Genomic DNA, 24924 nt, shown 5'->3' with positions numbered 1-24924 from the left:
AATTTAAAATGCAAAACAAAGGACTTATAAAGTTATTCGCTATCCTGTTTGGGTTAGTAAGTTTATATCAGTTATCATTCACATGGTTTACAAATGGTGTAGAAGATAAAGCAAAAATTTATGCTGAATCTAAATCGGAAGATGGAAAAGAAATAGCAAGGTTGGAAAGGGTATATTTAGACTCGGTAGCCAACAAACCTGTTATTGATTTAGGTTTTGCACAGTTTAGCTATAATGATATTAGAGATAAAGAACTTAATTTAGGATTAGACCTTAAAGGTGGTATTAATGCTATTTTACAAGTATCTGTAAAAGATATCTTGATTGGTTTATCAAATGACTCAAAGAATCCAATTTTCAATAAAGCGATTGCAAATGCTTCTCTAGCTCAAAAAAGCAGTGATAGAACTTATTTAAACTTATTTTTTGAAGAGTTTGAAAAAGCAAGTGCTGGAACTGTTAAATTAAGTGACCCTAGCATTTTTGGAAACAAATCTTTAAGAGAGAAAATTAACTTCAAACTAACAGATAAAGAAGTTATGCCAATTATTGAAGCTGAAGTTACAGGTTCAGTAAACACCGCTTTTGAAGTATTAAGAAGTCGTATCGATAAATTTGGGGTTACACAACCAAACATTCAACGAATTGGTAATTCAGGACGTATCTTAATTGAATTACCTGGAGCAAAAGATATTGACCGTGTTAAAAAATTATTACAAAGTACGGCCGAATTACAATTTTGGGAAGTTTATACAAACCAAGAAACTGCTAATTTCTTTTTTCAAGCAAACTCAGTTATTGAAAACTTATTAAAAACAGAAGAAACTAAAACTGATACTACTGCTGTTAAAGATAATTTAGAAGATTTATTAGGTGAAGTTTCAGATTCAATTGCTGCAAAACCTGTTAATAATTTATTTTCAGTATTATCTCCAAGTATTCCTCAATCTGAAAATCAAATTTCATCTTTAATTGGAACTGCTAAAGTTGCAGATACAGCTAAAGTAAACTCATATTTAGCAATGAAGCAAGTAAGAGCATTGCTTACTAACGATATGAAATATGCTAAATTCTTATGGGATTCTAAAACATTTTCAAGTACAATATCTGCAACTGGAGAAAGTACAGAATTAATTTCTTTATATGCTATAAAATCTAATCGTGAAGATATTGCTCCAATAGAAGGTGATGTTATTGATGATGCAAGTCAAGAATTTGGACAAACAGGACAGCCAGAAGTTAGTATGACTATGAATGCTGTTGGTTCAAGATTATGGGGGAAAATGACTACTGAAAACGTAGGGCAATTTGTTGCTGTAGTTCTTGATGATTACGTTCATACTGCGCCACATGTTGGAACTCCAATTATGAATGGTAGAACTTCTATTTCTGGTGGTAGCATGACTGTTGAAGAAGCTCAAGATATTGCCAATGTATTAAAAGCCGGTAAACTACCAGCTGCTGCACATATTATTCAATCTGAAGTTGTTGGTCCATCATTAGGTCAACAAGCAATTGATAGTAGTATGAGTTCATTTGCTTTGGCATTATTATTAGTATTATTATGGATGATTTTCTATTACGGTAAAGCCGGTGCATTTGCAGATGTTGCTTTAGCTGTTAACATCTTATTTATTTTCGGAATTTTAACTGCATTTGGCGCTGTATTAACATTGCCAGGTATTGCTGGTATTATTTTAACTATAGGTATGTCTGTTGATGCAAACGTAATTATTTTTGAAAGAATCAAAGAAGAATTAAATAAAGGAAAAGGTTTAAAAGCATCAATTAGTCACGGATTTAGCTTTAAAGGAGCGCTATCTGCAATTATTGATGCCAACATTACCACAATGTTAACTGGGGTAATCTTATATGTATTTGGAACAGGGCCGGTTAAAGGTTTTGCTTATACATTAATGGTTGGTATTGTAACCTCATTATTTACTGCAATTTTTATTACTCGTTTATTAATTGACTGGTATGCTGCCAAAGGAAAATTATTCACCTTTAATACAAACATTACCAAAAACTGGTTTAAACGAATTGATATTGAATTCTTAAGAAAACGTAAAATAGCATACATAATCTCAGGAGGATTAATTATTGCAGGTTTAGCATCCTTAGTAACAAATGGATTGAATTATGGAGTTGATTTTGTTGGAGGTAGATCTTACGTTGTTAAATTTGATAAAACTACAAGTCCAACAGAAGTAGCAAATACGCTTAAAGACGCTTTTGGAAGTGCTCCTGAAGTTAAAACTTATGGTGAAGCTAGTCAATTAAAAGTGACAACAAAATATAAAATTGAAGAAGAAGGAAATCATATTGATGATGAGGTTCAAAATTTATTATTTAATGGTTTAAAACAATATTTACCTGAAGGTATAACTTTAGATCAATTTAAACCTGGTTATGAAGGAGAAGGTAAAGTTGGAATTATGAGTACAATAAAAGTTGAACCAACTATTGCAGATGATATTAAAACTGCTGCAGGATGGGCAATTATAGGATCATTATTAGTTGTATTCTTATACATTTTATTACGATTTAAAAAATATCAATATAGTTTAGGTGCTGTAGCTGCAGTTTTCCACGATGTTTTAATTGTATTAGCAATTTTCTCATTATTCCATAAAATTTTACCGTTCGATATGGAAATTGGTCAATCATTTATTGCCGCCATATTAACAGTTGTAGGTTATTCATTGAATGATACCGTGGTTATTTTTGATAGAATTCGTGAATTTGCAGGCATTCATACTACTTGGAAATTCTCAGAAGTTGTAGATAAAGCATTAAGCAGTACTTTAGGTAGAACTATTAATACATCTCTAACAACTTTAGTTGTTTTATTAGCAATTTTCCTTTTTGGAGGAGATTCTATTAAAGGATTTATGTTTGCTTTAATTATTGGTGTAGTTGTAGGTACCTATTCATCATTGTTTATCGCCTCTCCAATAATGTATGACACTGTTAAAAAATTGGACACTAAGAAAAAATAATATTTAGTCTAGTTAGGTTAAATTTAAACCGTTTTGAAATTTCAAAACGGTTTTTGTATTTCAAATTAGCAAATTTATCTATATTAAGACCTAATATTATACATTGATTATTAAATTTGTAACAAAGCCGAATAATGAGCATTATTAAATTACACAATAAATACTTTAAATCATATATTTCAGAAGAACAAATTGAAACTGCAATAGAATCTATTGTTGAACAAGTATATGATGATTGTAAAGATGAAACACCGATATTTATAGGTATTTTAAATGGCTGCTTTATGTTTGTTGCAGATTTTGTACGTAAATATTCGGGAAATTGTGAAGTTTCTTTTGTAAAACTCTCATCCTATGAAGGGACAAGCTCTACAGGAAACATAAAACAATTAGTTGGAATTAATGAAAATTTAGAAGGAAGAACTGTTGTTATTCTTGAAGATATAATTGATACTGGTAATACGCTTCAAGAGATCTATGGAATATTTAAGGATAAAAATTTAAAACAACTTAAAATTGCGACTTTATTTTTTAAACCAGATGTATTTAAAAAAGAATTACATATAGATTATATAGGAATCCCAATCCCCGATAAATTTATTGTTGGGTATGGATTAGATTATGATGGAATTGGAAGAAACTTTGCATCAATTTATCAACTAACATCACCCCCAACTATGAAAAATATCGTATTATTTGGACCTCCAGGTGCAGGAAAAGGAACTCAAGCTGATTTATTAAAAGAAAAATATGATCTTGTACATATTTCTACAGGTGAAGTTTTTAGATACAATATTAAAAACGAAACTGAATTAGGAGTGCTAGCAAAATCATATATGGATGATGGCAATTTGGTGCCAGATGAAGTAACCATTAAAATGTTAAAATCAGAAGTTGAAAAAAATGCTGATGCCAACGGTTTTATTTTTGATGGATTTCCAAGAACAGAATCACAAGCGGCAGCTTTGGACTCCTTTTTGGAAGAAAAAGGTGAATTAGTAAGCGGAATGGTAGCTCTTGAAGTTCCTGAAGACTTATTAGTTAATCGCTTATTGGAACGTGGTAAAACAAGCGGAAGACCTGATGACCAAGATGAAAATAAAATACGCCATCGTTTTAACGAATATCATAAAAAAACTGAGATTCTGAAAGACTATTACAAAGCTCAAAATAAATATTTTGGGGTAAATGGAGTTGGTGGAATTAATGAAATCACAGAACGTTTAAGTAACGTTTTTGACAAACTTTAAAACTTAATTTTGTTATATTTACAAAGCAAGGTAGCTAAGTAATCACAATAGAATAACAATAAAAGTAACTAACAAATAATACAGATTCCTGTCTTTTCAGGAAAACAAGAAAAAATGACTGAAGGAAATTTTGTTGACTACTTAAAGGTTTATGCCAGTTCTGGTAGCGGAGGTGGTGGATCTACACATTTACATAGAGAAAAATATATTACCAAAGGTGGTCCTGATGGTGGCGATGGTGGTCGTGGAGGTCACGTAATAGTTCGTGCTGATAATAATTTATGGACGTTGTTTCATTTAAAATTTAATAAACACTTTAGAGCTGAAAACGGTGGACACGGTAGTAAACAACGCAGCTCAGGTAAAGACGGTGAAGATATATATATCAATGTTCCATTTGGAACAATAATAAGAGATGGAGAAACTCAGGAAATTCTTTTTGAAATCACAAAAGAAAATACTGAGCAAATATTGCTTGAAGGTGGAATGGGCGGTCTTGGCAACTGGAATTTCAGGTCATCAACTAACCAAACACCAAGATATGCCCAACCTGGTATAGAAGGTAAAGATGGTTGGTTTCAATTTGAATTAAAATTATTAGCTGATGTTGGATTAGTTGGCTTCCCAAATGCTGGTAAATCTACGTTATTATCGGTATTAACTGCTGCAAAACCAAAAATTGCAGACTATGCTTTCACAACATTAAAACCTAATTTAGGAATTGTTCAATACAGAGATTTCCAAACATTTGTAATGGCAGATATTCCTGGAATTATAGAAGGTGCTGCTGAGGGGAAAGGATTGGGTCATCGTTTTTTACGTCATATTGAACGGAATTCAATTTTACTATTTTTAATTCCTGCAGATTCTGATAATATTGAAAAGGAGTATAAAATTTTATTAAACGAACTAAAACAACACAATCCAGAATTATTGGATAAAAATAGACTACTTGCTATTTCAAAATCTGATATGCTTGATGATGAACTTAAAGAAGAAATTAAAAAAGAACTACCAAAAGGAATTAAAACATTGTTTATTTCATCAGTTGCTCAACAAGGATTGGTTGAATTAAAAGATGAACTTTGGAAAATGCTTAATAATTAATTTAATTTTTTAAAATTATTGGTAACGTAAATTCTGTTGTTACCGGAATTCCCCGTTTTATTGCAGGTTTCATAATTGGTAAATTTAAAATACCAGCGACAATTAAACTATCCAGTTTTGGAATTTGTTGTTGAATAAAATCTGAAGATTGAAGTTTAACAAGTGAAACTTTACCATTATTATCAACATTTAATTTTACTAAAATAGTATCATTAACATTTTTTTTAACCATTATATTACTAGAGAGAAGAGATAAATAAATATGCTCAGATAATTTAATCTGTGAACATATTTTCTGTTTCTCAACTGAAGGTAAACTATCACATAATGGGAATAAAGGAAAAATATCTACTGAATTAAAATCTATTACCATATCAATAACTTTTTCTTGTGGCAATTCTTTTTTTTGAAAAAAACTACAAGAACTTAGAAAAATTAATAAGTAAGCAATTATATAAATTCGTTTATTCATACATCAAAATTGATACGTGAAAATACAATATTTTTTGTTTATGACCACTTGTTAAAAAAACTTCTATTTTAATTATAATTCCTGTTCCAAAAAAAATATTTTACTAATTATGCTAAAAAAGCATAATAAAACCAAAAAATAATATCAATTGACATTATTCGATTTATTTTTGACATTATTACACCAAATTTTTCAACTTGAATAAATTATATTTGTTAGATTTTAAATATAAGAGATGCTTTTTTCAACCTAAAAAATAATCCAAGTTTTAGTTTCACTAATTATATAAACTATTACTAAAAGTTATTTCAAGTAAAAAAGTATTAGACTAATTGTTAAAAATCAACAAAAACTTAAATACATAATATGAAATTTGGACATTTTGATGATACTAACAGAGAATATGTAATTACAGATCCTAAAACTCCATATCCTTGGATTAATTATTTAGGAAATGAAGATTTTTTCTCTTTGATATCTAACACGGCGGGAGGATATACTTTTTACAAGGACGCAAAATTTAGGAGATTAACAAGATATAGATATAATAACGTACCCACTGATGATGGCGGACGATATTTTTATATAAAAGATGGAGACACAACTTGGTCACCAAGTTGGAAACCTTGTAAAACAGACCTTGACAAATATGAATGTCGTCATGGAATGAATTACACCACAATTGAAGGTGTTAAAGATGGGGTTTCTGCAAAAGCGCTGTTTTTTGTACCCTTAAAAACTTGGGCTGAAGTTCAAAAATTGACATTAACAAATAACAGCAATGAAATTAAAAAACTAAAAGTATTTTCATTTGCTGAGTGGGCACTTTGGAACGCAGCTGCTGATATGGAAAACTTTCAACGTAATTTTTCCACTGGGGAAGTTGAGATTGAAGACTCTGTACTTTATCATAAAACAGAATATAAAGAGCGTAGAGATCATTACGCATATTATTCCGTAAACACACCTATTCAAGGTTATGATACTGATCGTGAAACATTTTTTGGATTGTACAATGGCTTTCACGAACCGCAAGTTGTAGAAGCTGGAAAACCAGGAATGAGCGTTGCTCACGGATGGTCTCCAATTGCCTCTCACTATATTGAGGTTGAATTACAACCAGGAGAATCAAAAGACTACGTTTTTGTTTTAGGATATGTTGAAAACAAGGAAGACGAAAAATGGGAATCTAAAAATATAATAAACAAAACTAAGGCAAAAGAAACAATTGCCAAATTTAATACTGTTGAAAAAGTAGATGCTGCTCTGGCAAAATTACGTACTTATTGGGATGATTTATTAAGTGTATACACTATTGATTCCGGTGAAGAAAAGCTGGATAGAATGGTAAACATTTGGAATCAATACCAATGTATGATTACTTTCTGTTTTTCACGTTCGGCTTCTTATTTTGAAAGTGGAATTGGACGAGGGATGGGATTCAGAGATTCTAATCAGGATTTAATTGGTTTTGTACATCAAATTCCTGAAAGAGCCAGAGAACGTATTATAGATATTGCATCAACACAATTTCCTGATGGTGGCTGCTACCATCAATATCAGCCTTTAACTAAAAAAGGTAATAACGATATTGGAGGTGGATTTAACGACGATCCAATGTGGTTAATTTTAGGAACAACCAGTTATATTAAAGAAACTGGAGATTTTAGTATTTTAGATGAACTAGTTCCTTTTGATAATGACATGAGCATTGCTCGTACTCTATTTGACCATTTATCTGTTTCTTTTGACCACGTAATTAACAATTTAGGCCCACACGGATTACCATTAATTGGACGAGCGGATTGGAATGATTGTTTAAACTTAAATTGTTTCTCTAATGATCCTAACGAATCATACCAAACAACTGAAAATCAATCTGAAGGGACAAAAGCTGAATCTTTAATGATTGCTGGTTTATTTGTTGTTTATGGTAATGATTTTATAAAATTATGTAAAAGAGTTGGAAATGAAACTGAAGCAGCACGTTGCCAAACACATGTAGATGCAATGGTTGAAGCCGTTAAAAAACACGGTTGGGATGGAGAATGGTTTTTACGTGCTTATGATTATTATGGAAATAAAATTGGAAGTGAAGAAAACGAAGAAGGAAAAATATTTATCGAATCTAACGGCTGGTGCTCAATGGCTGGAATTGGTAAAGAAGAAGGTTTAATTGAAAAAGCGTTGGATTCTGTAAAAGAACGACTTGATTGTGAACATGGTATTGTTTTAAATAATCCTGCTTTTACAAAATACTATATTGAATACGGTGAAATTTCGAGTTATCCTCCTGGGTACAAAGAAAATGCAGGTATATTTTGCCATAATAATCCTTGGATTATGATTGGTGAAACTGTAATTGGACGTGGAGATCAAGCTTGGGAATATTTCAAGAAAATTTGTCCGGCATATTTAGAAGATGTAAGTGAATTACACAGAACAGAACCTTACGTTTACTCTCAAATGATTGCTGGAAAAGATGCTTTTAAACCTGGTGAAGCTAAAAATTCTTGGTTAACAGGTACTGCATCTTGGAATTTTTATACAATTACACAATATATTTTAGGTATTCAACCAGATTATGATGGGTTAAAAATAGAGCCTTGCATTCCAAAAGATTGGAAAGGGTTTAATGTAACTCGTAAATTTAGAGGTGCTACCTACAAAATTAAAGTTATAAACGAAAACGCAGTTTGTAAAGGTGTTTCAAAAGTAATTATTGACGGAAAAGAACATAGTTCTAATATGCTGCCAATTTTTGCAGATGGAAAAACGCATACTGTGGAGGTTGTTATGTAATTAATACGATTGTATTAATTTAAAAAAAGCACCAATTTGGTGCTTTTTTTATTATTATCAATCTATAATTTCGCCTTTAAGAAACAACTCTTTTTTAAGTTCTTTTATGCGTCGCTTTACAAATTTCGTCATTTCAACATCTCTACTTTCAAATTGTTGAAAATATTTTTTATAATGATTATATGCAATTTTTTTATCTTTAAAATAGGTGTCTGAAGTTGTTGCAACTTCAAACAAAGCCTTATAATTATGATAATTATTTTGACGTGATTTTTCAAAGTTATTCAAAGCCATTTTTAAATCATTTTCTTCTTTAAAAATAGTTCCTAATAAAAAATACTGCTTGTCAATTTCAGGTTTAGCCGAAAAAATTGACATCATTAAATAATGCTTTGCTTTTTCTACATCCTTCTTTTCATAATATAAAGTTGCTAATCTATACAGAATTTTAGGGTTGTTCCTTTCTATTTTTAGTGCCTTTTTAAAACTGGTTTCTGCAAACTCAAAATCATTTAAATTGAAATAACACATTCCAAACATTTCATAGGTATTTACAGATCTAAAATCTAAACTATCCAATTTATTAAGATAGATAAGTGTTTCGTCAAAGTTTTTAGAAAAGTATAATTCGTTTACTTTAAGTTGCAAAAAATTAACATTTGTACTGTCTATTTTTAAGCCTTTATCTATAAACAACATTGTAGAATCTTTTCTTCTTAACTCTTTAAAAAATTTAGACAATTCATAAATACTTTTAATATGCAGTGTATCCAAATTATAGCTATCTAAGTAACTTTGCCCCATTTTAAATGGTTTATTTTGCTTGGATAAAGCTTCCGCTAGTTGGTAAGGATAATTTGGATTTAGAGCATCTTTTTTCTTTAAAAACCGAAACATTTTCTCAGCTTTTTTTGCTTTATTTTGACCTAAATATAATTTCCCTAAGCTATTTGCTACCAATAAATTTGAAGTATCTTTTTCAATTATTTCTTCATAAAGAGCAATGGCATTTGTAGTTAATCCGGCTGAATTATAAACAAGTCCTAATTTTACTTTTAATGCTTCATTTTTTTCAATATCTAATGCTTTATTATAAAATTCAATTGCCTTAGTATAATCTCCAATTGTTTGATAAATACTTGCCATTTTATCTAATACTTCAACTGTAATTGGCTCTTCTTTTTCTAACAAAACCAAAGCCTTTTGATAATCTCCTTTTAATAATAAATCATCTATAACTGTAAAAACCGAAGATTGCGCTTCGGTTTTTAAAACAACTATTAACATTAATAATATGCTTAAAATCTTTTTCATAGAAACTTATTATTTCTTAATAATAATTTCTACCACTCCATTTTTGCCTTTCTCACCATATTTTGTAGTTGCAGATTCATCTTTAAGTACATTTACACTTTTAATATTATCTGGATTTATTTTTTCCATATCTTCTTTGGAAATTTCTTTACCATCTAATATATAGAGTGGATTTCCATTTGAAACTTCCTTTTTAACCTTATTATCTTTCTTATCTTCAACTTTAAAAGCAATTGGCAAACTATATTTTACTCCTACATTTTCACCTAAATATTTTCCTGGTTCCATTTTAGGTAAACTTTGCACAACTCTTATTGCTTCCTCTTGTAAATCTTTATGAGGAGCTCTTGCTTGTACCTCAACTATATTTCCTTCTTTATCTATTTTAAACATTACAAATATTCGCTTAACTCCAGACCGTAACCCTAAACCATCAGCCATTTTTGCATTAAAATTAATATTAACATGTTGGGTTACTTCATTTTGTAAACACTGCCTTAATTCTTCTTCTGTACCTTCACAACCAGGAAAAACAGGTACATTTTCAACTTTAGCAAAAGGAACAGATTCACCTTCAATATATTCCCATTCTGATTTTAATCCAAGTCTTAAAGATTTTGGTCGAAACCAATTTACTCTTATATCATTTTCATCTAAAAGAACTACATGATCAAATAGTAATTCATCATTGCTATTAAATTTATCAGAAATCTCTTTTTCTTTTGCTGTGTACTCACTAATATCTAAATAACGCCCAATCATTAAACTGTTTCCAACAAACGTTTTACCTATTTCAAAATCGAAATATTGTCCTTTACTAAAATCTTTTTGATTATTTAAGACTGTTTCCATTTCGAACAGTTCATCGTTTACTTCATCAGTACAAGAGCTATAAATTAACATTGCAACTAATAAAGGAATTACTAACAAATATTTTAATTGTTTAATTTTTTGAGATTTTTCTTTTGCGATCATAACGATTCTTTTTTTAATTAATGATTGTTTAAAAAATTGATTTATAAATGAAATTTTTTCTACATTAAAAGTTTCGGAAAGTAACTTATTAAAATAAGTACTTTTATTTGTTTCTTTAACAACTTCGGCATCAGAAATGTATTCGTGTAATAAAGTAATTCGCTTTTGATACACATATACTAATGGATTAAACCATAGTACAATTTTTAGTAATTCAAAAACTAATAAATCTATTGTATGTTTCTGTTTACAATGAACCAGTTCGTGTCGAATTATTTCCAATTCTTCATTTTCTAAAAGTTGTTTATTTATAAATATGTAGTTGAAAAATGAAAAAGCAGATTGGCTCTTAGCTAGTAAAACTAGGTTGAAATTCTCTTTTTTAATAACTTCATTCGAGTAAATTAACTTTAAGATTTTAAACAATCTTGTTAAAAACAACAATGAAAAAATTGTCAAGCCAAAATAAAAAGCAATGCTTAAATAATCTATTGTAGAACTATTTGCTGTATTTTGCTCAATAATAGCTTGTGGATTTAAAAATACTGTGGGCAATTGAACAACAAATTCCTGTGGAATACTTTTCTGGATACTTTCAAAGCGTAACAAAGGAATGATAAAAGCTAAAAAAGGAGTAATTAATAAATAAATTCTGTTCCACTTAAAAAACGTTTCTTTTTGTAGAAAGAAATCATAAACGGTTAAAAACAATGCTTGAAAAAGCAATACTTGAATTATATAATTTATCATTTTTCGGTCTTTTTGTCATTAATACTCTCTAAAATTGTTTCCAATTCATTGATATCAACATCATTTTTTTTAACAAAAAACGATACCATACTTTTAAATGAACCTTCAAAATAACCATCAACTAACTTTTGCAAACTCTGATTGCTATAGTCTGTTTTTTTAATTATTGGAAAATAAATATGTCCTCTTCCTTTTGCTTTATGACCAACAAAATTTTTGGTCTCCAAAATCCTAATTATTGTAGAAACAGTATTATACGCTGGTTTAGGCTTAGGTAATTGTTCTATAATTTCTTTTACTGACGCCGCTTCTAAATCCCATAAAACTTGCATCAACTGCTCCTCTGCTTTTGTTAATTGTTTCTCCATTTTATCAACTAAGTTTTTAGTTCAACAATACAAATATAACTAAATATATAGTTTTAACTAATTTTTTAGTTCAAAATTTGCACGGTTATTGTTATTCAACATTTATATTATAAATTTGAAAACACAAATACACATATGGATATATTTCTTTTAATCTTAGGTTTTTTCTTTATCATCTTAGGAATTTTAGGTTCTTTTTTACCTGTTTTACCCGGTCCAATAACCAGTTGGATTGGACTTTTAATTTTACATTTAACCAAAGCGGTTCCAATGAACTGGACTTTTATAGCAATCACTTTTGGAGTGGCATTTATAATTTGGTTGATAGATTATTTTATTCCTGCAATGGGAACAAAAAGATTTGGCGGAACTCGGTATGGGGTTATTGGAACTATGGTAGGTTTAATACTTGGACTCCTATTCTTCCCTCCTTTTGGTATTATAATTGGCCCTTTTATAGGTGCTTTTGCAGGTGAAATGTTAAAGGATCGTAATGATTCCGGCAGAGCTTTAAAAGCTGCATTTGGGTCTTTTATCGGCTTTTTAACCTCAACCTTTTTAAAATTTATAGCAGCAATAGTTTATACGGGCTTGTTTTTTTCAATATTTTGGGAAAACAGAGAGGCTTTTCTGGCTGTTTTTAAGTAGAAAATAGTTCTTAAAAATAAAAAAAGCGTCCCGGTTTTTCGGGAAGCTTTCCATTGGTTTATAAAACCTATGACGCTTTTACACGTCAAAACAACACAACTTACCGCACCTAAATGCGATACGCAAATATATAAAATTTTATTTGATTTCAAATTCTACACACTTTTTCTTTCTAAATTACTGTTATTTCTTAATTGATTGTATCTTTGCGAACTGTTTATAAAAAGTAAATTTTAAAAAAAATAGCATGCAATTATCGCCACTTGAAATAGTTAGAAGAGAATCGTTACAAAAATTACGTGAATTAGGCATTAACCCTTATCCGGCTGAAGAATTTAAAACGACAGCAACTATAAAACAAATCATTTCAAATTTTGATGAATTTGAGGGCAAGGAAGTAATTTTAGCTGGTAGAATGATGAGCCGTAGAATCATGGGAAAAGCTTCTTTTGCTGAATTAAAAGATGCTAGTGGTAGAATGCAGATTTATATTAACAGAGATGAAATATCTTCTGAAGAAGACCCAACAATGTACAATACTGTATTCAAAAAATTATTGGATATGGGTGATATTATTGGTATTAGAGGTGAAGTTTTTAAAACTAAAGTAGGTGAAGAATCTGTTAATGTTAAAGAACTTACGGTACTTGCTAAAAGTTTACGTCCGTTACCTGTTGTTAAAACAGATGCAGATGGAAAAGTGCACGATGCTTTTTCTGATGCTGAACAGAGATACCGCCAACGTTATGTGGATTTAATTGTAAACGACCATGTAAAAGAAACTTTTATAAAACGAACAAAGATCACAAACTCAATGCGTGATTTTTTCAATAAAAAAGGATATTTAGAAGTTGAAACTCCTATACTACAGCCGATACCAGGAGGTGCAGCAGCTAGACCTTTTATGACACATCACAATGCTTTAGATATGCCTTTATATTTGCGTGTTGCAAATGAATTATACTTAAAAAGATTAATTGTTGGTGGTTTTGATGCTGTTTATGAGTTTGCCAAAGACTTTAGAAATGAAGGAATGGATAGAACTCACAATCCAGAATTTACGGTTATGGAATTGTATGTTGCATACAAAGATTATAACTGGATGATGAATATGACTGAAGAATTGTTAGAAAAAATAGCAATCGATACAAATGGAACATCAACAGTTCAAATTGGTAAAAATGAAGTTAGCTTCAAAGCGCCTTATCCTAGAGTTCCAATTTTAGAAGCAATTAAAATACACACAGGATATGATGTTGCCGGAATGAACGATGTTGAATTAAGAGAAGTTTGTACTAAAGTTGGTATTGAAGTTGATGAAACTATGGGTGTTGGAAAATTAATTGATGAATTGTTTGGCGAAAAATGTGAACACTTCTACATTCAACCAACATTTATTACGGACTATCCAAAAGAAATGAGTCCGCTAACAAAAGAACACCGCACAAATCCGGATTTAACGGAGCGTTTTGAATTAATGGTAAATGGTAAAGAATTAGCAAATGCATATTCTGAGCTAAATGACCCTATAGATCAGCGAGAGCGATTTGAAGACCAACTAAAATTATCTGCAAAAGGTGATGATGAGGCAATGTTTATTGATCAGGATTTTATTAGAGCTTTAGAATACGGAATGCCACCAACATCTGGTATTGGTATTGGTATTGATCGTTTGGTTATGTTTATGACTAACAATGCATCTATACAAGAAGTATTATTCTTTCCGCAAATGAAACCTGAGAAAAAAGCACCATCTGTAGAATTGAATGATGATGAAAAAGCTGTTTTAGCACTTCTTAAAAAAGTTGAGAAAGCACCATTAGCAGATTTAAAATCTCAAAGCGGTTTAACTAATAAAAAATGGGATAAAACCATTAAAGGCTTAACAAAACATAATTTAGCCAAAGTAAATAATACTGATGAAGGCTTATTTGTTGAGGCTATAGAATAAAAAAACTTGTCATTCCTGCCGAGGCAGGAATCGAAATATTAAAAAAGGAGCTACTTAATTGTAGTTCCTTTTTTTATTAAAATTCATCAAAACACTCAACTTATAATAGATTAAATTACCTCCTTCAAAAAAAATCATTTATAATATAATTTAGTTTACCTTCACTAAATTCATTATTCTATGTCTAGAAGTTCTATTTTCTAAAATAATTTGAACAAATCTTCACTTATATTAATAAAATGAAAATTCAATATTTACAAAAAACTAACTATCTAAATTATGCAAAAAAACAAATCAAACTTAAAATTGATTGCATTAGTGCTATCAATGGTATTATTACTGCAAAGCTGTAAAGCATATCAAAATAAAACAGTAACCACAGAAGACGCTTTGCTTACTTCCAAAGGAATTAAAGTTAAAACCTTTAACAATGAAACTTACCAATTTGAAAGTTTGCGAAAAGAAGACGGAAAACTTTATGGCATTGCTAAGAGAAAATCAGAAACCGCAAAAAAATTAATAGACCGCATTATAGTTGATAATCCTAGTAGTAAATTTGTAAAAATTCTACTCCCCGATGATTTTGTCAAAGAAATACATCTCCAACGTAAAGGAACAGCAGTTAAAATAATAACATATACAGGTGTAGGTATTCTTGCTGGAATAGGGGCGATTCTTATAGCATTTATGCTTGGGCAGTAAAAATATTTAATTTAATTGATAAAGGAAAGGAATTACTTAATTGTAGTTCCTTTTTTATTAAATGGTTTAAACCATAAAGTTTATCATTTTACAAACGGTCCAAATATTGTTATAAATTAATTTATAATATCTATTCTTTTATGAAAAAAAACTAATTTTACCAAATTAGAAATTAAAATAAATTTTAACTCTAAAAAATTTATAACAATTAAACTAAAATGGAGCAATCTATCATAATAGGGTTATTACAAAATGTAGCTATATTATTAAGTTTTTCAATGATTTATCAAAATTTTTGGATTAAAAATGAAGACTCTAATTCATATACTTCAAAAATTTTAACAGGAATTATTTTAGGAGGCATCAGCATTGTATTAATGTTTACACCCTGGACCTTGGCGCCTGGAATTTCTTTTGATACGCGTTCAGTAATGCTTGCAATCTCAGGTTTATTTTTTGGACCAATTCCAACAATAATTACTATAATAATTGCAAGTTTGGGTAGATTAATTATAGGCGGTGATGGACTATGGATGGGTTTAGCTGTAATTATTTCTTCAGGCCTAATTGGATTGTCCTGGAGAAAATTTAGACCCAACTGGAAAACCAACAACTACTACTTTGAATTATTGGCTTTGGGAATAATAGTACACATAACAATGTCTGTTTGTACAGTTTTCTTGCCAGTAGATAAAATACTTCCTACTTTAACAACTATTGCCATACCACTTATTTTTATTTATTCACCAGCAACAATGCTATTAGGTGTTGTAATGTTAAAACAATATAAAAACTTCCAAAATTCTTTAGCAAAATTAAAACTAAAAGAATCTGAAAGAAGATTTACACAAGTTCTGGAAAGTGGAAATATAGTTTCACTTTTGTTAAATAACGATGGAACTATTAACTTTTGTAATAATTATTTATTAGAAATTACAGGATATACAAAAGAGGAAATATTGGGAAAAAACTGGTTTGATATTTTTATTCAAAGTCCTTTAAAAGAAAGAATAAAAAAAGTGTTTTCTCAAGGTAGAAAAATAATTAATATTGCAACTAATTACGAAAATGAGATCCTAAAAAAAAATGGTGAGTTATTATTTATTTCGTGGTATAACATCACACTGAATTCAAGTTCTGATAAAGCATTCAGTATTGCCAGTATTGGAGTAAATATTACTGACATAAAGAATCACGAAAAAAAACTTAAGGAGAAAAATGAAGAATTAGTAAAGGCAAAAGAATTCGCGGAAGAAAACAATCGATTAAAATCAGCCTTTCTTGCAAATATTAGTCACGAAATACGCACACCCATGAATGCCATTCTTGGCTTTTCTGATTTACTGAAAAACCCTAAATTAACTGACGATAAGCAGAAAAAATTTATCAATATTATTGAAGATAGTGGAAAGCGGATGCTTAATTTGATTAGTGATATTATAAACATTTCAAAAATTGAATCAGGGATAATAGAAATGAATATTTCTGAAGTTAATATTAACGAGGAAATAGAAAATATTTATACCCTTTTTAAAGACGATGTTGAAAAAAATGGAAATAATTTTAGCTACAATAATGAATTACCTTTTAATGAAGCTCTCATTCTAACAGACAATATAAAAGTTTATGCAATTATAACGAATCTTATTAAAAATTCTATAAAATTTACAACTAATGGATGTATAGAATTTGGTTATACAATTAAAAATAAAACCCTTGAGTTTTACATAAAAGATTCTGGAATTGGAATCTCTACAGAACAGCAAAAACTCATTTTTGAAAGGTTTAGACAAGGCAGTGAATCACTTAACAGAAATTATGAAGGGTCTGGTTTAGGATTGGCAATTTCAAAAGCATATGTTGAAATGCTTGGTGGTAAAATTTGGGTTGAAAGTGAATTTTCTAAAGGAACAACTTTTTACTTTTCAATAGATTATAATACAAGTAATACTAAAATATAACTGGATAAAATATTAGATTTATTTTATAATCAGATTTAAAAAGGAATTACTTAATTGTAATTCCTTTTTTGATAATTGTAATACTATTAAACTTAATTCGGTATTCTAAATAAGTATTTAGTATTACAAATAGTTAATTAAAACAAATTTTGAATCCCCTTAAATTCATATCTTCGAAAAAATTAAAAAATTACATTCATGTTTCAAAGATTAAAAGGGTTTTCAAGGGCATTTTGGACAGCAAATATTGTTGAACTGTTAGAAAGAGGTGCCTATTATGGTGTTTTTATTGTAATTACACTTTATTTATCAAGAGTTTTAGGCTTTACAGATATTGAAGCTGCCTGGATATCAGGTGCTTTTTCTGGAGGTTTATACTTTTTACCAACTTTCTCAGGTGCTTTAGCCGATAAAATTGGATTTAAATATTCACTAATTATTGCCTTTTCACTACTAAGTTTAGGGTATTTTGGATTAGGGGTTTTACCTACAGTTTTAGAATCAGTTGGCTTAGTAGATTACTCAAATGGAATAGAATTTAAGGGGTTAATTGGATCTAATGAAAGATGGGCTATTGTTCCAATTATGATAATAATTATGATTGGAGGTTCCTTTATAAAATCAGTAATTACAGGTACAGTTGCAAAAGAAACTACTGCAGCAAATAGGGCTACAGGATTTTCTATTTTTTATATGATGGTAAATATTGGTGCCTTTTCCGGAAAAACTATCGTAAAACCTTTACGTGCTTCAATGGGAGATATGGGATTGGTTTATATCAATTATTTTTCAACTGCTATGACAGTTCTTGCCTTAATAATGATAATTTTCTTTTACAAAAGTGCAAAACACGAAGGTGAAGGCAAAACATTTAAAGATATCTGGAAAGGATTTATTGGAGTTATAACAAATATGAGATTAGTAACTCTTATCATTATAATAACTGGATTTTGGATGGTACAGCATCAGTTATATGCAACAATGCCAAAATATGTTTTGCGTATGGCAGGTGAAGGAGCTTCCCCATCTTGGTACGCAAATGTGAATCCACTGGTTGTATTTTTAACCGTTACATTTGTAACTCGAATGATGGCTAGTAAAACTCCATTATTCTCTATGACAGTGGGAATGTTTATTATGCCACTTTCTGCTATAGCAATGGCTACTGGAAATTGGTTTTCTGGAGGTGAAATTGATCTTGTTTTTATGACAATGCATCCTGTAGCATTTATGATGATTATTGGTATTGCTTTACAAGCTTTGGCAGAATCTTTTATATCTCCTCGCTTTTTGGAATTTTTCTCTTTTCAGGCGCCAAAAGGTGAAGAGGGTTTGTATCTTGGTTTTAGTCATTTACACTCATTTTTAGCATCCGTTATCGGATTTGGTTTATCCGGTTATTTATTATCAAAATATTGTCCAGATCCAAAATTATTTGACACTCATGCTGCCTGGGAATCAGCTGCTAGTAATGCGCATTACATCTGGTATTATTTTGCTGCAATTGCATTAACATCGGCTATTTCATTAATTATTTATGGGAAAGTAATTAAAAGGCTCGACGGAAAAACAAATTAATAAATTCTTATAGAAAAGATGAAAGGGAAATTCAACAGAGTTTCCCTTTTTCTTTATAATCAATCTAAACTATTTCGTTAACATTTTTTAACTAAAATATTAATTAAATTTGAGGTTATTCAATCAAATTCAAATAATATGAAATTTACAATTAAAGTACTATCAACTTTGTGCTGTTTAGCAATAATAAGTTGTAATCAACCAAAAGAAAAGGCCGATAATATGAACGAGAATCTACTACTACAAGAATGGACAGGCCCATATGGAGGTGTTCCTGCTTTTGATAAAATGAACCTTCAAGATTTAAAAGCTGCTCTTGAAAAAGGTATGGAATTAAATTTAAATGAAATTAACCAAATTACGTCTGATTCAGATGCTCCTACTTTTGAAAACACAATTGTACCAATGGAAAAGGCCGGTGAGGAACTGGAACGTGTTTTTAGTTATTATGGGATTTGGAGTTCAAATGTTTCTACACCTGAATTTAGAGAAATTCAAGGAGAAATGGCACCAATTCTATCTGATTTCCGTTCAAAAATTTCACAAAACTCAGAACTTTTTAAACGTATTAAATTTGTTTATGATAATTCTTTAGAAAACCCATTAGAAGAAGATCAACAGCGTGTTGTTCAACTAATTTATGAACGATTCGCAATGGATGGTGCTGAGTTAGATGACCAAAAAAAGTTAAGATATGCTGCTATAAACAAAGAACTTTCAACACTTTACACAAATTTCGCAAACAATGTTTTAGCTGATGAAGAAAATTATGTTGTATACCTTACAAAAGATCAGTTAGGCGGTTTGTCGGAATCTATGACTAAATCAATGGCAAAAATTGCGACAGATAAAGGGCAAGATGGAAAATATGCAATTCCAAATACACGCTCATACATGGATCCATTTTTAACTTATTCAACGGAAAGAGGGCTTCGTGAAAAAGTTTGGAATAATTATTATTCAAGAGGTGATAATGGTGATGAGTTTGATAATAATGATAACATTGCTAAAATACTTCAACTTAGAAAAGAACGCGTTGCGCTTTTAGGGTATGACAATTTTGGTGATTGGCGTTTGCAAAATAGAATGGCAAAAACACCAGAAAATGCAATGGAATTAATGAATGCAGTTTGGCCAGCAGCAATTGCCAGAGTTAAAGAGGAAGTTGCAGATATGCAAACATTGGCAAACACAAATAAGGACAACATTACTATAGAGCCTTGGGATTATAGATTTTATGCTGAAAAAGTAAGAAAACAAAAATACGATTTAGATTCTGATGAAGTAAAACAATATTTACAATTAGATAAATTAACACAAGCATTATTTTTTGTTGCCGGAGAATTATTCAATTATAATTTTACACCAGTTCCAGAAGGATCCGTACCAGTTTTTCAAGAAGATGTAAAAGTTTGGGAAGTAACCGATAAAACTAGTGGCAAACATATTGGTTTATGGTATTTAGACCCATTTGCAAGACCTGGAAAAAGATCTGGAGCTTGGGCTACAACCTATAGGAGTCATTCCACTTTTGATGGAGATAAAACAGTGTTAGCTTCAAACAATTCCAATTTTGTGAAGCCTGCACCCGGAGAAGCATTATTGGTTTCCTGGGATGATGCAACTACATTTTTACACGAATTTGGACATGCATTACATTTCTTTTCTTCAGAAGTAAAATACCCAACGTTAAATGGAGGTGTTAGAGATTATACAGAGTTTCAATCTCAAGTATTAGAGCGCTGGTTATCTACAGATAAAGTAATAAATCAGTTTTTAGTACATTATAAAACAGGTGAAGTAATTCCTCAAGAATTGGTTAAAAAAATTAAAAAAGCATCCACTTTTAATCAAGGATTTTCAACAACTGAATATTTGGCTTCTGCTATAATGGATATGAAACTACATATGGCTGATCCAACAAATATTGATATTGACGCTTTTGAAAAAGAAACATTGGCAGAATTAAATATGCCAAAAGAATTAGTAATGCGACATAGAACTCCTCAATTTGGACATGTGTTTTCTGGTGAAGGGTATGCAACTGCTTATTATGGATATATGTGGGCTGACGTTCTTACTGCCGATGCTGCTGAAGCTTTTGCTGAAGCTCCGGGAGGTTTTTATGATAAAGAATTAGCCGCTAAAATGGTGAAATATCTATTTGCTCCGCGCAACGCAATGGATCCTGCAGAGGCTTATAGAAAATTTCGTGGTAGAGATGCTAAGATTGACGCTTTAATGCGTGATCGAGGATTTCCAATTCCGAAAAAATAGTTAATTAAGAAAAGGAACTTCAATATTATGGTTCCTTTTCTTTTTTATATTTACTTAAAAATCATTAACTTGTAGAGTCAAATGATTTTGCTTTAATTTAAACTCGGGTATTATGAAAAATCAAATTTTACCACTTCAAATAAATAATATTTTAGCCTATTCTTTAATATTGTTAGCTTTTATTGGATTTCAAAATTCCATTTATTCCTCTAATAAAATAGTAAATGACACTATTGGATTCAATGAGTATAAAGGAATTGTTATTGATAGCAAATCCAAAAAAGCATTAATATTTGCCGCAATTACTGTTAACAATACTAATATAAGTTCAGTTACAAACACACAAGGAAAATTTATTTTAAAAATTCCAAAAAAATATACCAACAATAAAATAACTGTTTCTTTTTTAGGATATACAAGTAAGGTAGTTAACCTTTCAGATACTAGTACCGATGATATTGAAGTTAGGCTTGAAACACATATAGAGGAACTGTCTGAAATTAAAATTAATATAAAAGATGCTAAAACATTAATTAGCGAAATGCTAAGAAAAAAAGGAGATAATTATTTTGATTTCCCAACTTCTATGACAGCATTTTATAGAGAAACCATTAAAAAAAGAAGAAGTTACGTATCTCTTTCAGAAGCCGTTGTTGGAATAAACAAGCAATCGTACAATCTAGATAGAAAAGATATTTTGAAACTTTATAGAGCACGTAAAAGTACAGATTATAAAAAATTAGATACTATTACACTTAAACTAAGAGGAGGTCCCTATAGTACTGTACAAATTGATGCTATGAAAAATAGTGATGTTTTATTTAGTGAAGATGTTTTTGATTATTATGATTTTGTATTTGAAAATTCAACTAAAATTGATAATAAACCAATTTTTGTTGTTAGTTTTAAACAAAAACCTAGCATTTCAGATCCAATGTATTATGGTAAATTGTATATAGATGCAAACTCATATGCATTAACCATGGCTAAATTTTCACTTAATTTAGAAAATCCGAAAAAAGCTAGTAGGCTTTTTATTATAAAAAAACCAGCTAGAGCAACTGTTTTACCAATTGAAGCAAGTTACCAAATTGATTATAGAGAAAAAGATGGGAAATGGTATTTAGGTTATAGCCGTATTCAACTTGGATTTAAAATTGATTATGACAAACGTCTATTTAATTCCGTATATAATATAACAATGGAAATGGCAGTTACAGACTGGGAAAAAAGCACAGATGAAAACATTTTTAAAGCTAGGGAACGTTTAAGGTCTACTGCAATATTAAGTGACGAGGCTCAAGGTTTTTCTGATCCAGAATTTTGGGGAGAATTTAATGTAATTGAGCCTGAAAAACCAATTGAATCTGCAATTAAAAAAATTCAAAAACAACTAAGAAAAATTAAATAGACAATAACTCTTTTATATCATATCTTAATAAAATTTTGTTCAAAACCGATTAATTATTAATTAATCGGTTTTTATATGAAACATTCAAATTTTGACTTAAATTATTAAAAATAAAACAATAATTTAAGGTTCTTTAAAAAAAAATATTATATTCGTGAAGTATTTTGCCCCTCAAAATATAAAATAAAACCCCTTTTAAATTTACTAACTAACTAAATCATACGATCTATGAAAAAAATTTCATTGCTCATTGTATTTCTATGTATGAGTATTTCTACTTGTTTTTCTCAAAAAATTATGCGTTCCACTATTAGTTCAGTAGGAGCTTCTCATTCATTTACAACAAATGGAGAAAAGTATTTTGTTCAACAAAGTGTCGGTCAATTAAGTGTAATAGGTAATTTTCAGTCAAGTGAAATTATTTTAAGGCAAGGCTTCATTCAACCACCTTTAATTTTAACTAAAGTGATACTTGAAGAAACTACTATTGAAGCTATTATTTATCCAAATCCATTTGAAAGTTCTGTAAATATCAAATTTAGTGATATTATGAATGAATCTCTTTCAATTTTTATTTATGATATGTTAGGAAGAGTTGTGTATCAAAATGATAGAGATGCTTCCCAAAATGTAAACATTAATTTAGACACTTTAGCAAGTGCCCAATATGTACTTCATATCGCTTCAGGCAACAAACAATTTAAGGCAACCATTATAAAAAAATAACTATGAAAAAAATTACTTTACTATTTTTTCTTTTTTTAGGAATTACGACTTTCGGACAACAAATATATATTGAAACTGGTAAAACGGCTTCTTCTTTTGAATTTAAAGATTCACAAGGCACATCTTTAGAAAATATGCAAGCAACAACAAATAATCATTTGGCAGTTGGTTTTAAATCTCAAGTTTTTACTAAAAATCTAAACCTCTCATTAGGGCTAACTTACAATAGCTATGGATCCATTGCTAGCAATCAAGGGTTGGATAATTATTATGAATGGAATACCGATTATCTAGGTGTTAATCTAGGTTTTGATTACAATCTTTTCAATGTTAACAAATTTACTTTTTATTTAAAAGCAGCTACTTCTGTTGAATTTATAGTTCAAGGAAACCAAATTATTAATAATCAAATTTTTAATATTGTTGGGGTTCAAGAGTTTAATAGTGCCGCTATATTTTTAAAAGGTGGTGCAGGTATTTCTTATCCTGTTTCAGAAAAAAGCACCCTTTACTTAAGCTACATATATGGAAAAAGCCTTGCACTAAAAGATAATCTAAATTCAAATGAATCTGAACTTAAAATAAAATCAAATATGGTTGGATTAGGTATTTCAGTAAAGCTTTAATCTAATTATTACAACTATAAAATCTAACTAAATAAAATTTAAATTATGAAAAAACTATTACTTTTTGCAGTAATCTTGTTTGTTTCAACCAATTTGCTGGCGCAAACAGATGGTATGAGTTATCAGGCGGTTATCATAAACCCAAATGTTCAGGAACTTCCGGGAGAAAATGTTAGTGGCAACATTCTACCTAACAAAGCACTTTCGGTAAGATTTACCATTACTAATTCCAGTGGAAGTATCGATTATCAAGAAACCCATGCAACAAGCACAGATGCCTATGGAATGATTAATTTAATGATTGGACAAGGAAATCCATCTTCTGGGTCTTTTACTGAAATTGTTTGGGATGGTAATAGAAAAGATTTAAAAGTAGAAATTAATTTAGATGGAAACTACAACGAATTAAGTAATCAATCCCTTACTTTTATTCCATATGCATATCACAGAGATCTTATTGCTTCTGGAGATTTATCTATTGGAGGGAAAATTGATTTTGAAGGTGATTTAAATGTAGATGGAATCACAAATCTAAACAATACCTTATCTGTAAATAATAAAAGTGCTTCCGATTTAACAGGAACACTTAACGTTGGTGGAAAAACAACTTTAAATGAGTCGTTAACCGTTGCAAATGATAGTTCAACAAATTTAAGTGGTGAACTTACTGTTGACGGTGCTTCAATATTAAATAACACATTAAGTGTTTCTGGAGAAACTTCAATAGCCAATAACTTAAAAGTTACTGGTCAAAGCCAAACAGAATTAAGCGGAACCTTAACAGTTGATGGGGAAACCAATCTTAATAGTACTCTGAATGTAAATAATGGAAGTCCTGTAAATCTTTCAGGAGATTTAAAAATAGGCGGAGCACTCGTATTAGATAATGATCTTGTTGTAAATGGTAAAACCATTTTAAATGACGAGCTTAGTGTTAACAATCAAAGTCCAACTTTATTAACAGGAACACTTAATGTTGATGGAACTTCAATATTAAACAACAC

General features: G+C 29.9%; 18 protein-coding genes. 14 read left to right on the top strand and 4 right to left on the bottom strand.

The features are described 5' to 3' along the window. Positions 1-8: 8 nt before the first annotated feature. The 3 genes from secDF to obgE all read left to right on the top strand — a co-directional run bounded on the left by secDF (position 9) and on the right by obgE (position 5359). On the top strand, positions 9-3002 hold the full coding sequence (gene secDF, locus CHB63_RS16285; protein WP_089379554.1) for a protein translocase subunit SecDF: 2994 nt from the start codon (positions 9-11) through the stop codon (positions 3000-3002). A gap of 134 nt (positions 3003-3136) precedes the next feature. Further along, a complete protein-coding gene (locus CHB63_RS16280) occupies positions 3137-4252 on the top strand; it encodes an adenylate kinase (protein ID WP_089379553.1) in 1116 nt (371 codons plus the stop codon). Between the two features lie 114 nt (positions 4253-4366). Then, positions 4367-5359 (top strand): GTPase ObgE, encoded by a 993-nt coding sequence (gene obgE / locus CHB63_RS16275; protein ID WP_089379552.1) that lies wholly within the window; start codon positions 4367-4369, stop codon positions 5357-5359. Between the two features lies 1 nt (position 5360). On the opposite strand, the gene CHB63_RS16270 is transcribed toward obgE, so the two are convergent. Further along, the gene (locus CHB63_RS16270; RefSeq protein ID WP_089379551.1) at positions 5361-5831 is read right to left on the bottom strand and encodes a hypothetical protein; all 471 of its coding nucleotides are present in this window, start codon (positions 5829-5831) and stop codon (positions 5361-5363) included. Positions 5832-6197: 366 nt separating this feature from the next. On the opposite strand from CHB63_RS16270, the gene CHB63_RS16265 reads away from it, so the two are divergent. Continuing rightward, the gene (locus tag CHB63_RS16265) at positions 6198-8633 is read left to right on the top strand and encodes a GH36-type glycosyl hydrolase domain-containing protein (RefSeq protein WP_089379550.1); all 2436 of its coding nucleotides are present in this window, start codon (positions 6198-6200) and stop codon (positions 8631-8633) included. Positions 8634-8690: 57 nt separating this feature from the next. Here CHB63_RS16265 and CHB63_RS16260 read toward each other — a convergent pair whose 3' ends face one another. The 3 genes from CHB63_RS16260 to CHB63_RS16250 are packed head-to-tail and all read right to left on the bottom strand — an operon-like array spanning position 8691 to position 12040. Further along, on the bottom strand, positions 8691-9947 hold the full coding sequence (locus tag CHB63_RS16260; RefSeq protein ID WP_089379549.1) for a tetratricopeptide repeat protein: 1257 nt from the start codon (positions 9945-9947) through the stop codon (positions 8691-8693). A gap of 9 nt (positions 9948-9956) precedes the next feature. After that, positions 9957-11672 carry a M56 family metallopeptidase gene (locus CHB63_RS16255; RefSeq protein ID WP_089379548.1) on the bottom strand — a complete coding sequence of 572 codons (1716 nt, stop codon included), beginning with the start codon at positions 11670-11672 and terminating at the stop codon, positions 9957-9959. After that, positions 11669-12040: a BlaI/MecI/CopY family transcriptional regulator gene (locus CHB63_RS16250; RefSeq protein ID WP_089379547.1), complete on the bottom strand. Its 372-nt coding sequence runs from the start codon at positions 12038-12040 to the stop codon at positions 11669-11671. Before CHB63_RS16250 ends, CHB63_RS16255 begins: the two co-directional genes overlap by 4 nt. Before the next feature lie 135 nt (positions 12041-12175). On the opposite strand from CHB63_RS16250, the gene CHB63_RS16245 reads away from it, so the two are divergent. From CHB63_RS16245 to CHB63_RS16200, 10 genes are all read left to right on the top strand, one after another. After that, a complete protein-coding gene (locus CHB63_RS16245) occupies positions 12176-12688 on the top strand; it encodes a DUF456 domain-containing protein (RefSeq protein ID WP_089379546.1) in 513 nt (170 codons plus the stop codon). Positions 12689-12935: 247 nt separating this feature from the next. Continuing rightward, positions 12936-14639 (top strand): lysine--tRNA ligase, encoded by a 1704-nt coding sequence (lysS, locus tag CHB63_RS16240; protein ID WP_089379545.1) that lies wholly within the window; start codon positions 12936-12938, stop codon positions 14637-14639. 279 nt (positions 14640-14918) lie between these two features. Then, positions 14919-15341 carry a hypothetical protein gene (locus CHB63_RS16235; protein ID WP_089379544.1) on the top strand — a complete coding sequence of 141 codons (423 nt, stop codon included), beginning with the start codon at positions 14919-14921 and terminating at the stop codon, positions 15339-15341. 218 nt (positions 15342-15559) lie between these two features. Beyond that, on the top strand, positions 15560-17302 hold the full coding sequence (locus CHB63_RS16230; RefSeq protein ID WP_089379543.1) for a LytS/YhcK type 5TM receptor domain-containing protein: 1743 nt from the start codon (positions 15560-15562) through the stop codon (positions 17300-17302). 198 nt (positions 17303-17500) lie between these two features. Next, positions 17501-18880 carry an MFS transporter gene (locus CHB63_RS16225; protein WP_089379542.1) on the top strand — a complete coding sequence of 460 codons (1380 nt, stop codon included), beginning with the start codon at positions 17501-17503 and terminating at the stop codon, positions 18878-18880. Between the two features lie 138 nt (positions 18881-19018). After that, complete coding sequence (locus CHB63_RS16220) at positions 19019-21157, top strand: M3 family metallopeptidase (protein WP_089379541.1); 2139 nt, start codon at positions 19019-19021, stop codon at positions 21155-21157. 112 nt (positions 21158-21269) lie between these two features. Then, complete coding sequence (locus CHB63_RS16215) at positions 21270-22568, top strand: carboxypeptidase-like regulatory domain-containing protein (protein ID WP_089379540.1); 1299 nt, start codon at positions 21270-21272, stop codon at positions 22566-22568. Between the two features lie 228 nt (positions 22569-22796). Beyond that, complete coding sequence (locus CHB63_RS16210) at positions 22797-23294, top strand: T9SS type A sorting domain-containing protein (RefSeq protein WP_089379539.1); 498 nt, start codon at positions 22797-22799, stop codon at positions 23292-23294. Positions 23295-23296: 2 nt separating this feature from the next. After that, on the top strand, positions 23297-23920 hold the full coding sequence (locus tag CHB63_RS16205) for an outer membrane beta-barrel protein (protein WP_089379538.1): 624 nt from the start codon (positions 23297-23299) through the stop codon (positions 23918-23920). 45 nt (positions 23921-23965) lie between these two features. Then, positions 23966-24924, top strand: a 959-nt coding sequence (locus tag CHB63_RS16200) for a hypothetical protein (protein WP_217898428.1), incomplete at its 3' end; no start/stop codon positions are given.

Origin of the sequence: Lutibacter flavus (genome assembly GCF_900188355.1) — a bacterium.
GTDB classification, from domain to species: Bacteria; Bacteroidota; Bacteroidia; order Flavobacteriales; family Flavobacteriaceae; genus Lutibacter; species Lutibacter flavus.
Note: the sequence above shows the minus strand (reverse complement) of the source record. Positions and strands in the feature narration are given on the sequence as shown.

Bases quoted from the DNA above. Each gene is read 5' to 3' on its own strand.
- CHB63_RS16280 (WP_089379553.1), top strand. From the start codon at position 3,137: ATGAGCATTATTAAATTACACAATAAATACTTTAAATCATATATTTCA.
- CHB63_RS16235 (WP_089379544.1), top strand. From the start codon at position 14,919: ATGCAAAAAAACAAATCAAACTTAAAATTGATTGCATTAGTGCTATCA.
- CHB63_RS16255 (WP_089379548.1), bottom strand. From the start codon at position 11,672: ATGATAAATTATATAATTCAAGTATTGCTTTTTCAAGCATTGTTTTTA.
- obgE (WP_089379552.1), top strand. From the start codon at position 4,367: ATGACTGAAGGAAATTTTGTTGACTACTTAAAGGTTTATGCCAGTTCT.
- CHB63_RS16260 (WP_089379549.1), bottom strand. From the start codon at position 9,947: ATGAAAAAGATTTTAAGCATATTATTAATGTTAATAGTTGTTTTAAAA.
- CHB63_RS16265 (WP_089379550.1), top strand. From the start codon at position 6,198: ATGAAATTTGGACATTTTGATGATACTAACAGAGAATATGTAATTACA.
- CHB63_RS16220 (WP_089379541.1), top strand. From the start codon at position 19,019: ATGAAATTTACAATTAAAGTACTATCAACTTTGTGCTGTTTAGCAATA.
- CHB63_RS16205 (WP_089379538.1), top strand. From the start codon at position 23,297: ATGAAAAAAATTACTTTACTATTTTTTCTTTTTTTAGGAATTACGACT.
- CHB63_RS16210 (WP_089379539.1), top strand. From the start codon at position 22,797: ATGAAAAAAATTTCATTGCTCATTGTATTTCTATGTATGAGTATTTCT.
- lysS (WP_089379545.1), top strand. From the start codon at position 12,936: ATGCAATTATCGCCACTTGAAATAGTTAGAAGAGAATCGTTACAAAAA.
- CHB63_RS16250 (WP_089379547.1), bottom strand. From the start codon at position 12,040: ATGGAGAAACAATTAACAAAAGCAGAGGAGCAGTTGATGCAAGTTTTA.
- CHB63_RS16215 (WP_089379540.1), top strand. From the start codon at position 21,270: ATGAAAAATCAAATTTTACCACTTCAAATAAATAATATTTTAGCCTAT.
- CHB63_RS16230 (WP_089379543.1), top strand. From the start codon at position 15,560: ATGGAGCAATCTATCATAATAGGGTTATTACAAAATGTAGCTATATTA.
- secDF (WP_089379554.1), top strand. From the start codon at position 9: ATGCAAAACAAAGGACTTATAAAGTTATTCGCTATCCTGTTTGGGTTA.
- CHB63_RS16225 (WP_089379542.1), top strand. From the start codon at position 17,501: ATGTTTCAAAGATTAAAAGGGTTTTCAAGGGCATTTTGGACAGCAAAT.
- CHB63_RS16245 (WP_089379546.1), top strand. From the start codon at position 12,176: ATGGATATATTTCTTTTAATCTTAGGTTTTTTCTTTATCATCTTAGGA.
- CHB63_RS16270 (WP_089379551.1), bottom strand. From the start codon at position 5,831: ATGAATAAACGAATTTATATAATTGCTTACTTATTAATTTTTCTAAGT.